A 13,886-nucleotide genomic window follows, 5' to 3' on the forward strand; every position below is an offset into this window, starting at 1 on the left:
CAATATCGAATATGAAATTAAAATATATTCTTAAAATATTAACAGCAATTTGCATTATCATACTTTTTACAATGTGTGATGATTCTCCATTTGATGCTCCTGAGGATGAATTTGCAATCATAATTGCCGAGAATTGCACCGAAGTAAACAATGAATTATTTCATACGGGTGAGTCGCTAAATCAGATTCAATCACCACCCCTTGAGGAAATCTCAGGCATTGCTGCAAGCATCAATAATCCCGGCTATTACTGGGTACATAATGACAGCGGTAACGCACCGAATCTATTTCTTTTAGATTCGATAGGAAACTTGGTTGCTACATTCAGAGTTACGAGCGGTAATCGTGATTGGGAAGATATTGCGTGCGTGAAAAACCCAAAAGATGGCAAATCTTATATTTACATAGGTGATTTCGGCGATAATTTAGCAATTAGACCAAATATTAAGGTGATTGAAATTGAAGAGCCCAAAGTTGTCACATTCGGTTCTTTAGAAATTATTGAATTACAACACAAGCGGGATATATTCTTCACATATCCGGATGGAGCTAAAGACGCCGAATCGCTGATAGTTGACCCAATATCTATGGACTTATTTATAATCAGCAAACGTGATGGATTTTCGAGAGTTTTCACCTCAAATTATCCATACAGTGATGAAATAAATGAATTGGTTCATGTTGCTACACTACCATTTAATACTGCAACTGCGGCGGATATAAGCTCTGATGGCAAAGAAATTTTAGTTAGAACTTATATCAAAGTTTATTACTGGCAGAGAAATGGAACTGAGCATCTAAAATATACTTTCCAACGAAATCCGCTTTGTCTTCCGCTAATTCCGGAACCGCAAGGTGAAGCAATTTGCTTTGACTTTAGAAATTCCGGATACTACACTACAAGCGAAGTTCAAGGTTATGAATCGCTTAATGTCACACTAAATTACTACCGTGAAAAATAGTATGTCAATATAATAATTATAAACGAACAATTTTAAAGTAAAAAATATGAAATATTCACCCAATAAAATACAGTATTTATTCTATGTATCAATTTTATTATCAATTTTGTTAATTTCGTGCAATAAGGAAGCAAGCAAAATTGATGATTCTAACAAAAAGCCGATTTTCCCAAGAGTAGTTTGGGTTGAAAATCCCATGAACCATGCTGTTATATCATGGAATAATCTCATGCAAAGTGAGCATGGAAAAGTACATTATGATACTGTGAGCCGAAAAGGAAGCAATTCAAAATATAGTATTGTGACCGATGCATCAAGATTTGGGAAAGTTACGATAAAAAAAATGGATTTTCAGGAAAGAGTCCCCGAAGCTTATTATTATCATGTTGAACTAAACGAGCTAAAGCCAAATACAAAATATTATTTCTCACTTGAAAATGACGGACAGTTTTCCGATGAGTATTATTTTATAACAGCACCTGATGAAATTGAAACAATTAAATTTGTCGCAGGTGGCGATTCACGACTTGGTGGTGACAAACCCCGATATGCAGGCAGAACTCCACATATTGACCGTCAGAATGTGATGAAACTTATCGGAGGATTAATTAAGACAAATCCTGATATTTATGCTATGATACACGGTGCCGATTTCGGTACAACGGCTGACTGGCGACATCTGTACTGGTTCTTCGATGATATGAAATATTCCATACCCGAAGATAACAGACTTCTACCATATTTTGTCTCTATGGGTAATCATGATACTGAAATTGGCTTTATTGAGAACTTCTATCTTGGGGAGAATAATATCAATGAACAAATAGCTTTCAGCTATTATTACAGTTCAAAAGTTACAAATGATATTTCGCTCATAACTTTAAATACCGAAATTTCCCTGACAGGCGTTCAGCTTGAATGGATGCAGGAGGAATTCCCGAAGAAGCGTTCTGAATCAAGGTGGTTATTAGTAAATTATCACAAACCTGCTTTTCCGGCTGTAAAAGACCCGGAAAATTACAAGTTTAAACGCGTTAGAGAAAATTGGGTTCCCGTTATTGAAAAGAATAATGTGGACTTAGTTATTGAATCAGATGGTCATAGTCTTAAGCGCACAGCACCTATTCGTAGCGGAAAAGTTGATAATAAATCCGGGATTACATACATTGGCGAAGGCGGTTTGGGTGCACCTCTGAGAGAACCCGATACAACAAGATGGTTCCTGAAAGGTGGCTTCGCATCGAAAGATTTACATGTTTGGCTGATTGAAGTAAGCAAAGATTCAATTGATTTAAAAGCGATTGGAATTGAAAATCAAGTATTGGACAATTATAAAATCTTCAAAAAATAAGCAGCTAAATCTGTACACTTCAAAATCAAAGGCTGCCCATTTGGACAGCCTTTTTTGCGATTAAAACTCAACCGAAAACTATAAATCTTCCATCAATACTAAGCTATTCGGCATACATAATAATATTTTGCGGACGGATAAGATATTTAAGATTCATTTAGAGACATAGTGAAATTTGGTATTTTGATATTTAAGTAGTTCGGTTTAATTTTTTTTTCATATGTTTGAAAAAGTTGGAATTAACGAATATATAGAAAATTAATGAATTTCTGATTGATTGTTAGTTAAACCGAATTGTATTATTTTTCGAATCTTGCATCTTCGTACTTTAAAATATTCAGCTTTTACTCTGATACTCCGTACTTTTTGTGATTAGTCTGTTTTTCAATTATTATTTGAGATTCTTGGGATTGTAAATGACATATTATCAAAATATTAATAATTATTCACATATCTGCAGAACATATTAATCAATTATATTCTATTATTAAAGTATGAAATTCACATTATGTTTTTTTTTCAATTTTTAGGGAGATTTTGTTATGAAGAGATTTTTGACGACATTATTTACATCTGTGATTTTAATCGGATTGGGTTTAATTTTTCCGGTAAAGGGATATTCGCAGTGGGTAAGTACGAATGGTCCTAATGGTGGCTATGTAAGTTCAATGGTAATAGTTGATAATAAAATAGTGGCTGGGGCAACGGAAGGTATCCTTTCGTCAACCGATGATGGTGATAGTTGGGTTAAAACAGGTAATGGTTTGCCTGATAATACATCGGTGAGTTTATTTTCAAATGATTCATTTATCTATGCAAGGGTATCGGGTGGAGGTATATTCATATCATCGGATAAAGGTGAAAACTGGAATGAAGTACCTACCGAGCTGGTAGATAAAACAATTAATGATATTGCTTTCGTTGATGAATATATGTATTTAGCTACCAGATCCGGGGTATATCGTACGTCAGATAACGGATTAAAATGGGAATCTGTCAACAACGGACTAACAAATGCATTTGTTTTTAGAATTGGAGTTAGCGGTTCAAACATATTCGCAGGAACAATTGGCGGGGTTTTTCGTTCTACGAATAATGGTGATAATTGGAGTGCTGTTGAAAATGGATTAACTAATAAATTCAATGTAAGGTGCTTTGAATCATTCGGACAAAATATTTATGTTGGTACATTTAACTTGGGAATATTTGGTTCTACTGACAATGGTGATACATGGACAGAAATGAATACGGGATTAACAAATCTTGGCATATATTCAATTGCATATTATGGTGAAAAACTGTATGCCGGTACTAATGGTGATGGTGTATTTGTATCCACCGATAATGGAATGACTTGGGCTCAAACGGGATTGAAGAGTTTTTTTATTGGGAAAATAAGATTTTTGAATGGTAAAATATTTGTTGGTACAGGTGGAAATGGAGTTTGGGTTTCATCGGACGAAGGAACAACTTGGGAACAAACAAGTTTCAACGGAAGTGATGCATATATTTCTTCATTCGTATCTAACGATGAGTATATTTATGCCTCTATGTGGGGTGGTGGTATTTATCGTTCCAAGAAGGATAATATTAAATGGGAATCCTTCTTTTCACACAAGTATAATAATGCAGTAACATGTTTGGAATCATCAGGTGATAATATGTATGCAGGTACTTGGGACCAAGGTGGTGTTTACCGCTCTTCAGACAAGGGTGAAACTTGGGAAGATGCCGGTGGTTACAATGAAGGTTTGGTGCATATGAGCATCGTTACAATCAAAAAAATTGGTGATAAATTGTTTGCAGGTACTTGGGGTGGTGGAATTTATGTTTCTGAAGACAACGGCGATACTTGGACTGTAACAACTTTAACCGGACAAAGAATCTATTGTTTAACAAAGATTGATAATCTTATCTTTGCAGGAACAAGCGTTTCAGGAATATTTATTTCGAGTGATGATGGTCAAACTTGGGAAACATCTAACACTGGTTTAACAAATTTAAATGTGAAAAGTATTTGTTCTCATGGCACAGATATATTTATCGGAACAAGTAGTGGAGTTTTCCGTTCTGCAGACAATGGTAACAATTGGGTTCAGGTCAATTCCGGTCTTACGAATAATGATATTATGGTACTTTTATCTTATGATACTTATGTTTTTGCTGCGAACTATGGTAATGGCGTATTTGTTTCATCTGATTCCGGTGAAAGTTGGACGAATTTAGGAACGGAATTAAATGATGCCAAAGTGGTTAGTTTGCATATTTCCGGTTCTACACTATTAGCAGGAACCGAAGGATTTGGGGGATGGAGCTTCGACTTGAATAAAATTACTAGCGTCGAAGACAATCTTTCGGCAGATAATTTGACAGTTTATCCAAGTCCTGCAAGCGATTTCATCACAATTACACTTGAAAGATGGACTCCACTTTCAAAGTGGAGTCCATCTGAAAAGGTGCAGATATTTGATATGCTTGGGATTGAAATCATGTCTGTAGAGACAATGCTTGACCAGTCCACTCAACGAATAGATATCTCAACTTTACCTTCGGGAATTTACTTCATTCAATACGGTAAAATTTCCAAGAAATTTGTTGTTTATAGATGATTTGATTGAGCTATCTCTGCGGAAAATCAAAAAAAAGGCTGCCCATTTGGACAGCCTTTTTGCGATTATAATTTTGCGATTATAATTTCTCAATAGTCATTTCAATTTTGTCATAAGGATTATCACTTCGGTCTCGCGGAGCATCAACAATTTTGTCGGCTATATCCATACCTTCGGTAACGCGACCGAATACGGTATATTGACCATCAAGAAAAGTTGCATCAGCGACACAAATGAAAAATTGAGATGAGGCGCTATTGGGGTCTTGTGACCTTGCAGCTGAGATTATCCCGCGTTTGTGGGAAGTGCTGTTAAATTCAGCAGGAACTTTCTTTTGATTCGGGTCACCATAACCCCAAGTATCACGAGCTTTATCCTTCGAATTCGGGTCGCCGCCTTGAATCATAAATCCCGGTATAACACGGTGAAATGCTGTTCCATTATAAGCACCGGAAGTAACCAAATCTTCAAAATTAGCAGAATGCTTAGGAGCAATCTCAGGTAATGTTTCAACAGTGATAGTGCCGAGTTCTTCGCCTTTAGTAGCGACTTTTATTATATATTTTGGATTCGTATTTTCGGACATTATTTCAACTTCCTAACAGTCATTTCAATTTTATCAATTGGGCTTTCACCGTTTCTCTTAGCTGCAACAACTTTATCAACTACATCTAAGCCGCTGACAGTTTTGCCAAAAGCGGTATATTTTCCATCAAGATGAGGTGAGTTGCCGTGCATGATAAAAAACTGTGAAGAAGCACTATTTGGGTCGTTGCTGCGAGCCATCGAGACGATACCGCGTTCGTGTTTTACCGAATTAAATTCAGCTTTTACACGTGCTTGGCTCGGGTCGCCCATTCCCCAAGTGTTACGTGGCTTACTTTTTGAATTCGGGTCGCCACCTTGAATCATGAAATTTGGAATTACACGGTGAAAAGCTGTGCCGTCATAAGCTTTCGCTGCCACAAGGCTATCAAAATTCTTGACATGCAAAGGTGCTACGTCAGGCATGAGTTCGATTACAATTTTGCCCAATTCAGTAGCTGTGCCATTTTCAGTAGATATTTGTTTGACAGTAATTTCGTATTGCGGTCCCTTGACGGGAGTGTCCTGCGAGAAGCTCACAAGAACGTTCATAAAAAGCACGGCTGAGATAATTGCAAATATTTTAATCATAATATATAGTACCTTATAGTTAAACAAAAACAGTATGACGAATTAACAAGAAAATCATATAAATCTATTTGAAAATTGCTTAGTGAAAAAGAAAAATAAAAAAAGTGATTCGGAATTGTCACCTTTTTTCTATTTTAACACTCTTACTGTTAGTAATACGAAAACGAATTTAAATGAAAAGCAAACAAGACAAGTTTTTAAGTGAATTTGAACCTCTAAAGAAAAATTTATGGAGGTTTTGTATCTCGGTCTCCCCTACTTATGAGGATGCGAAAGATTTGCTTCAGGATACGATTGAAACGGCTTACAAGGAGTTTGACAAGCTAAAAGAAAGTAGGACATTTTTATCATGGATGTTTTCGATAGCTTCGAGGCTCAATCATGCAAGATTTGTGAAGAGAAAAAGAACTGAAATAGTATCAGATGATTACTTTGATTTAATCGAATCTGAAGAACTACAACCGGACAGTATTTACGAGATAAAGTTACTTTACAAAGCATTAGACAAATTACCGATTGAGCAAAAAGAAGCAATTGTGCTATGTAATATTTTGGGATACTCTCAGAATCTCGCTTCGGAAATTCAGAATACCAAACTTGAAACTTTGAAGCAAAGATTGTATCGAGGGAAAATTCAGCTTAAATTGTTGATGAGTTTAGAAATCAAAACAAGCGATGAAATCATAAATCATAACTCAAAGAGGGTCAAATGAAAAAATTAGATAAATTATTCGAGGAAATGTCCAAAACGGAAATTCCACCTTTCCCACTTGAGGATACGTATATCAGAAATCGACTTACTGAAATTGATAAAAGCAATAAATTCAAATTTTTAAATAAAAAGGGAATACTTACTATGAGTATCATAGCTGCATTAATAATAATAGCTCTAAACTTGACTTTTATGCAAAAGTCAGAAAATATCAAAGAAAGCTCGATAACAGCTGATTATTCTACCTCAATAGAAAAAAAGCAATCTAATTCACCGCAAGCAAATTTAAGCACGAGCGATGATTTAGCAAGCGTAAGAACTTCAGATATGTTGTCATCATCAAACAATTCATTGACAGAAAAGACTGACATTAGATTTCACTATTATGCTGAAGACACAAAAAGTGAAAATATTGATTCAATTGATGTTCTCGTTTTGACAGATGAGGAACTTGAGAGAATTAATATCAAAAAAGTTGATTGCGGCTACCTGTTTTTGACGGAATCAATCTTTCCCAGCTACGACCCAAGAAAATTCAAAAACATAAGTGATTTCGGATACCCCAAGAAGGGTATGGTTAGACTGATACATTTAGTGAATGATACAGGATTTTCACAAGTAAGTATTTTGAGCAATCCTGATTGGGATATGACCAAATCACCCGGGATTTTTCCGGAAGTTTTACAAATTCATAAAGGTAATGGCGCAAATTTAAGCTTCTTCACAACATCATTTGGTACAAGTTTGATTAAATTACCCAAAATCATTGCGAATAATACCGTAATAGGCGGGAATCTTCAATCGGATTTGCGCCAAAAATTGGGACCTGATGGAGAGGCGAATTCAATCAAAGTATATTTCGATGCCACGGAAAACAGGGATTTGAAAGGAGCAATTCCTATTTGTCTGAGAGTTAAATCCTCAAACACTACAGGCTATATAATTGTGACCTATCTTGCTACTGATAATTTTATCAAAATGCTGCCTGAAAGATACAAGCGCAATCATCATAACCACTTGTTCAATGATTTGCAAGATGAAATTGATTTAGTGAAAATTAACAATCAATTCCAGAGTGCTGTTCAGGAAATTGGCAATGTTTGTGCAAAATCACCTGCAAATATTGAATCGCTCCAAAATAAAGATGTGGATGAAATCCAACAAATTGCCGGTATTGAAAAGCTGATTTTAACTATTGAAGAGGCTGAAAAGATTGGTATTAACCGTAGCGGCGATATATTATCATGCAATTTTGAGGATTACGTAAACAAAGACAATATTCCACCCGGCGGTTTGGAAATGATAAGTGAAATGTTTGCTTACGATACAACTAAAGCAAATATCTTACTTAAATCCAAACCGTATTTAATTATGTTCGATCCCGAGCCAAGTGGAATCGTTATCGAACCTGAGATTTATACTGGTTGGGACTACGAAGTTTGGTCAGAAAAAGCTGCTGTATGTATCACATATCAATCAGTAAAATATAAAGATGGCGAAAAATTACAAGCCATGTTTACACATACATCTCAATCACCATTATTGAAATTTGATTCTGCTTTTGGAGGATATATTGAATTGGATAATCTAATCAAAATGGACTCCTTGGGCGAATACAAACCACTTTACGGGAACTTGATACCTGTACATTTCAGTTGGGAGGAATATGAAGACGGTGACACAATTAAAAACCAAGTAGATTTTTGGTATCATGTGAGTAAGAAATTCGCACAGTTATTACCGGAACGATACAGAACGCCAATTTTGCATGAGCTTGATATAATTTCACAAGTTGAAGATGGCTATTTATCACCTGAAAATGCTTGTGAGGCATTAAAGGGCGAGACTTCTTATCTTGGTATCTGTAAACTTTACAATGAGTTATTCAAATCAATCAGTTTATATCCTAACCCAATGACAGATAATATACTTCACATTAGGTTTGCATTAAAAGCCAATAGTAGATTAAGATTCGAATTATACAATTATGATGGCAAATTTATAGCCACTCTAAAAGATTACGAGGATTATAACATTGGAAATAATCAAATAAGTCTCGATATTTCAAATACCGAACAAAGCATTTATCTCATAAAAATCAGCGATGAAAAAGGAAATTCAGCTATTGAAAAATTGCTTAAGTTCAAATAATATTAAATGGAGAACATTTCTTAAGTGTATATTTAATATTTTAGCTAATTTTGTACTGATTATAGATTCACATAGTAAGAAACAAATATGTCATCATCAGTACAGTTAAGAAAAGAATATATTTCGAGAATAAACAGGGTAATTGATTATATTGATAAGCACTTAGACGAGGAACTAACTCTCAAAAAACTTGCTTCAGTTGCTAATTTTTCAGAGTTCCATTTCCACAGAGTTTTCGCATCAATTGTCAAAGAGCCACTGAATCAGTTTATACGACGAATTCGATTAGAGCGTGCGGCAGACATTTTAATCAATCACCCTCATAAAACTATTCTTGACGTGGCTTTCGAAACGGGATTTGGTGGAGCATCACAATTTTCGCGAGAATTTCGTAAGTATTTCAATACAAGTCCGAGCGATTGGCGTCAAACCTTAGCCAATAATAATGGTAAAATGAATGAAAATTTTAGCAAGATAAGTCAAATCAAAAGCAAGAAAAGCAAAATTGTCGTTGATGAAACTGATTACTTTTATAAGGTCGTAAATGACGATTTTTCAAAAAATATTTGGAGTATTGCAATGTCTAATGAAAATGGATTGAAAGCTAAAGTGGAAGTAAAAGAGCTTCCCGAAATGACCGTTGCTTATATTAGGCACATCGGACCTTATGCCGGAAATAGCGAACTATTTGGAAACTTGTTTGGGAAATTGATGAATTGGGCTGGTCCGCGAAATCTAATTAGGTTTCCTGAAACTAAGATGATGTCAGTGTATCATGACAATCCCGACATTACAGAGGAGGAAAAACTTCGCCTCAGCGTGTGCCTGACAGTCCCACCGGATACAACAGTGGATGGAGAAATTGGTAAAATGGTAATTGACAAGGGTAAGTATGCGGTGGCGTATTTTGAAATTACACCTGACCAATACGGTGCGGCATGGGATGCAGTATTCGCCGGTTGGCTTCCTCAGAGTGGATATCAATGTGCGGAAGGTGTTTGTTTCGAGAATTATCTGAATGACCCTGAATCTCATCCCGAAAAAAAGCATTTTATTGAAATTTGTGTACCGGTAAAGCCGCTTTAATTTTAATATTTTAAAGCAAATGGAATCTCATCACCTCAAAAGGTATAGTTATAGGTAACACTATAACTATACCTTTGAGTGTATTATCAATCACTTCATATCTTCACTCCAACTATCGTTACATCATCAATTTGTTCGCGATTGCAGCGATGATTGTTGAATTCATTTTCTAGTATCGCGTTTTGTTCGGAAATTGGGTTATCGGCAATTGATTCAAGCAGAGCTAAAAAGCGGCGTGTGCTGAATTTTTTGCCGTCTTCGTTCATTTGGTCGGCAAATCCGTCGGTAGTAAGATACAGTGTAATATTCTCTGCTTTTTCGATTTCAACAGAATTGAATTGGTATTCATCAATAAATTTTCATTTTGATTTCCAACTTATTTTGTATTTTTGATTATATATATAATTTGGAATAAAAATGATACTAAACATCAACAACCAAGAATATAATGTGAAATCATCAACTGAAACACCTCTATTATGGGTGCTTCGCGATGAGCTCGGGCTGCTGGGAACTAAGTATGGCTGTGGCATTGGTGTTTGTGGTACCTGTGCGGTTTTAATAGATGGAAGAGCAGAGCGTAGTTGCATTTTTCCAGTTTCAAGTCTAGAAAATAGCAAGATTATCACAATTGAAGGACTTTCGCCTGAAGGGCTTAATAAATTGCAACAAGCGTGGGTTGATATTGGTGTATCCCAATGTGGCTATTGCCAACCCGGGCAAATAATCACAGCCCAAGACTTACTAAATCAAAAACCTAATCCAACGGATGACGATATTGATACTGCAATGTCGAATAATATTTGTCGCTGCGGTACTTATAATAAAATACGTCAGGCAATTCATTTAGCGGCAAAGGGGTAAAAAATGAAAAATATTGATAATGGAAGACGCAGATTTGCATTAGGTACTGCTTTGGGAATTGGTGGAGTTGTTTCAGGCGTTTTCACAGCTACAAGTTTATTTTCCCAAATTAAGGACTTCGATAAAGAGAAAAATGCATTCTCGATTGAACCAAATATTTGGCTTGAAATTAGAGAAGACAATAAAATAGTCATCACTATTCCTCGCTCTGAACTTGGGCAAGGAGTAAGAACCTCCCTCTCGATGATAACAGCAGAGGAGTTAGATGCTGACTGGGATTTGATATTGCCAGTCAATGCTGTTGGAGATAGCAAATATGGCAATCAATCAACCGGGGGAAGCACAAGTATGAGAGTTTTTTGGGATATTTTAAGAACTGCGGGGGCGCAAGCAAGAATGTTGCTTTTGGCTTCTGCAGCTCAGCTCTGGCAAATTCCGATTGATAAATGTAGAACCGAAAAAAGTTATGTTTATGAAATTGATGGTCAGCGCAGTGTTCCATACTCTGAGTTGATTGATATAGCTTCAACTTTACCGGTACCTCCTGCCTCTTCAGTCAAATTGAAGCAACCATCTGAATTTAAAATAATTGGTAAAACTAAGTGGCACATTGATAATCCTGATATAGTAACCGGAAAAGCAATTTTTGGTTCTGACTTTAGAATGGAAGGTATGAAATATGCTGTTGTGCTTAGACCTACTGAGATTGGCGGATCATTAAAGTCGTTTGACGATACTAAAGCAAAAAACATTGACGGATATATTGCGTCCTATCAAATACCACAAGGCTTGGCTGTTGTTGCCGAAAGCACTTATATTGCATTATCAGCATCAGACTCAATCAATGCAGAATGGAATCCCGGACCAATTTCAACGAAAGACAGCCGAATTATTACCCAAGAGTTAATTAATACCATTGGCAATCTTCCGTCTTTACCTCTGAATACTTCCAAAACAGTAGAGTCCGTTTATGAAGTTCCGTTGCTGGCTCACGCGACAATGGAACCAATGAATTCATTTGCTCATTATCATGATGATAAATGTGACGTTTGGACAATTACACAGAATCCTCAAAATGCAAGAACAAGGGTAGCTGGTGCAGTTGGATTGGCTCAAAGCGACGTTACAGTGAATGTTTTACTTGCTGGCGGCGGTTTTGGAAGAGGGCATATTAATGACTTTGTTGAAATGGCAGCAAGAATTTCAAAATTGTCCGGTTATCCAATTAAACTTTTCTACACTAAAGCAGACTGCATCCGTAATGATTACTATCGTAGTATGAGCATACACTCTGTAAAAGCAGGTATTGATAATAGCGGCAAAATTACCGGCTGGATACACAAAGTTGCCTCTCAAGGTTCGGTTAATGGCTCTAATCCAAGCTTTCAAGTGCCGAACATACAAAATCTAAGCTCGTCTCGTAATTATTCAATACCAACCGGACCTTGGCGCTCGGTCAATAGTAGTCAGGTAGTTTTTGTAAATGAATCTCTTATGGATGAACTGGCTATACTTGCTAATGCCGACCCTTTGGAATTTCGTCTAAATATTACAACAAACTCAAGATTGAAAAGAGTCATAGAACTTGTAGCAGAAAAAGCTGAGTGGAGCAAAAAACTACCTGATAATTGGGGACGGGGTATTGCGTGTAATGTTGCGTATGGGAGCTTTGCTGCTCACGTTGTAGAAGTATCTGTCTCGAATTTAGGTATATTAAAAGTTGAAAGAGTAGTAGCTGCTTTAGATTGTGGCATTGCTATTAATCCGGGAAATATTGAAGCACAATTTGTCGGCTCTGCAATTGATGGGTTATCAACTGCAATAAAATCGGAAATTACTATAAAAAATGGACGGATTGAACAGTCCGGTTTTCACAATTTCCAATGGCTAACTATGCGTGAATCACCAAATATTGAAGTTCATATTTTCCCAAGTAATGAATCTCCCGGGGGCATTGGCGAGCTTGGCTTTCCTTCAGTTAGCCCTGCGTTATGTAATGCTATCTATGATGCTTGCAAAATCAGGATTAAGCGATTGCCAATTAAACATACTTCGCTGCATACAAGCCATAATTATGATGACAAAATTTATCAATCAAATATCAATATTTATCCCAATCCTTTTGAAGACTTCGTAAATGTAGAATTTGATATATCCACGAGTCAATTCGGTAAGTACGAATTTTCTGTTTTTGATATTTTAGGCAATAGAGTTTTTTCAAGACAAAAAGAATACTATCATAATAGAATAAACGAGCAACTAAACCTAAGCAAATTGATATCGGGAGCTTATATTCTAACAATCAAAATGGACAAAAATATATTATTCTCGAACAAATTGATTAAATTAAGTAAATGAGAACATTTCACTTGAAATAATTATTTATAGAAATTAAAGTTATAAGTTGCTTAATCTATTTATTTAACATCATAGCCTTAGTTATTTCTTAGATTACTGATTTTGGGTGTTTTAAATATGTAGCTTGTTTGTTGCTAAGTATTCACAGCAAAAAATATTACGGATAGTATTATCATATTTCTCATATCCTCACTCCTATTATTGTTATGTCATCAATTTGGTGCTTGTCGCCTTGGTGAGCAATCAGTTCATTGTTTAATATTTTATATTGTTCCGATAGTGGCTTATCGGCAATTGATTCGAGTAATGCCAAAAAGCGGCGGGTGCTGAATTTTTTGCCGTCTTCGTTCATTTGGTCGGCAAATCCGTCGGTGGTGAGGTAGAGTGTTATATTTTCTGATTTTTCGATTTCAACAGAATTGAATTGGTATTCATCATTTTTGGTACTACCTGCAATGCCGCGTTTGTCGGTTTTGATGATTTCTAATGTTCCATTTTTTAAGTAGAGCGGTCGACCGGCACCTGAAAACTTAATCTTATCTTGATGAATGGCAATTAGCGCTACTTCCATTCCGTCGCGAATATTGTTTTCAGCTAATTTTTGATTTAATACTTCA

At 35.9% G+C, this 13,886-nt stretch carries 12 protein-coding genes; 8 read left to right on the forward strand and 4 right to left on the reverse strand.

The genetic code is table 11. The features are described from left to right. Positions 1-11 precede the first annotated feature (11 nt). The 3 genes from M9949_12950 to M9949_12960 all read left to right on the forward strand — a co-directional run bounded on the left by M9949_12950 (position 12) and on the right by M9949_12960 (position 4,922). Positions 12-962 (forward strand): hypothetical protein, encoded by a 951-nt coding sequence (locus tag M9949_12950; GenBank protein MCO5252308.1) that lies wholly within the window; start codon positions 12-14, stop codon positions 960-962. Between the two features lie 46 nt (positions 963-1,008). Continuing rightward, positions 1,009-2,313, forward strand: coding sequence for a metallophosphoesterase family protein (locus M9949_12955; GenBank protein ID MCO5252309.1), 1,305 nt, complete (start codon positions 1,009-1,011; stop codon positions 2,311-2,313). A gap of 542 nt (positions 2,314-2,855) precedes the next feature. Continuing rightward, positions 2,856-4,922 carry a T9SS type A sorting domain-containing protein gene (locus tag M9949_12960; protein ID MCO5252310.1) on the forward strand — a complete coding sequence of 689 codons (2,067 nt, stop codon included), beginning with the start codon at positions 2,856-2,858 and terminating at the stop codon, positions 4,920-4,922. A 79-nt stretch (positions 4,923-5,001) separates the two neighbouring features. Here the strand turns inward: M9949_12960 and M9949_12965 are convergent, their stop codons facing one another. Both M9949_12965 and M9949_12970 read right to left on the reverse strand, forming a co-directional pair. Beyond that, positions 5,002-5,508, reverse strand: coding sequence for a peptidylprolyl isomerase (locus M9949_12965; protein ID MCO5252311.1), 507 nt, complete (start codon positions 5,506-5,508; stop codon positions 5,002-5,004). Then, positions 5,508-6,098 carry a peptidylprolyl isomerase gene (locus tag M9949_12970; GenBank protein MCO5252312.1) on the reverse strand — a complete coding sequence of 197 codons (591 nt, stop codon included), beginning with the start codon at positions 6,096-6,098 and terminating at the stop codon, positions 5,508-5,510. Before M9949_12970 ends, M9949_12965 begins: the two co-directional genes overlap by 1 nt. A gap of 173 nt (positions 6,099-6,271) precedes the next feature. On the opposite strand from M9949_12970, the gene M9949_12975 reads away from it, so the two are divergent. From M9949_12975 to M9949_12985, 3 genes are all read left to right on the forward strand, one after another. Next, on the forward strand, positions 6,272-6,811 hold the full coding sequence (locus M9949_12975) for an RNA polymerase sigma factor (protein MCO5252313.1): 540 nt from the start codon (positions 6,272-6,274) through the stop codon (positions 6,809-6,811). Continuing rightward, positions 6,808-8,961 (forward strand): T9SS type A sorting domain-containing protein, encoded by a 2,154-nt coding sequence (locus M9949_12980; GenBank protein MCO5252314.1) that lies wholly within the window; start codon positions 6,808-6,810, stop codon positions 8,959-8,961. The genes M9949_12975 and M9949_12980 overlap by 4 nt, the downstream gene beginning before the upstream one ends. A gap of 87 nt (positions 8,962-9,048) precedes the next feature. Continuing rightward, positions 9,049-10,047: an AraC family transcriptional regulator gene (locus tag M9949_12985; GenBank protein MCO5252315.1), complete on the forward strand. Its 999-nt coding sequence runs from the start codon at positions 9,049-9,051 to the stop codon at positions 10,045-10,047. 95 nt (positions 10,048-10,142) lie between these two features. Here the strand turns inward: M9949_12985 and M9949_12990 are convergent, their stop codons facing one another. Then, positions 10,143-10,346, reverse strand: coding sequence for a SpoIIE family protein phosphatase (locus tag M9949_12990; GenBank protein ID MCO5252316.1), 204 nt, complete (start codon positions 10,344-10,346; stop codon positions 10,143-10,145). Between the two features lie 118 nt (positions 10,347-10,464). On the opposite strand from M9949_12990, the gene M9949_12995 reads away from it, so the two are divergent. Together M9949_12995 and M9949_13000 are read left to right on the forward strand one after the other, a co-directional pair. Next, positions 10,465-10,911 carry a (2Fe-2S)-binding protein gene (locus M9949_12995; protein MCO5252317.1) on the forward strand — a complete coding sequence of 149 codons (447 nt, stop codon included), beginning with the start codon at positions 10,465-10,467 and terminating at the stop codon, positions 10,909-10,911. Between the two features lie 3 nt (positions 10,912-10,914). Beyond that, positions 10,915-13,269, forward strand: coding sequence for a molybdopterin-dependent oxidoreductase (locus M9949_13000; protein MCO5252318.1), 2,355 nt, complete (start codon positions 10,915-10,917; stop codon positions 13,267-13,269). Between the two features lie 181 nt (positions 13,270-13,450). Here the strand turns inward: M9949_13000 and M9949_13005 are convergent. Continuing rightward, positions 13,451-13,886 (reverse strand): SpoIIE family protein phosphatase (locus M9949_13005; GenBank protein MCO5252319.1); only part of this gene is annotated, 436 nt, incomplete at its 5' end.

The sequence above is a fragment of the Candidatus Kapaibacterium sp. genome, from assembly GCA_023957315.1.
Classification (GTDB): Bacteria; Bacteroidota; Ignavibacteria; order Kapaibacteriales; family UBA2268; genus PGYU01.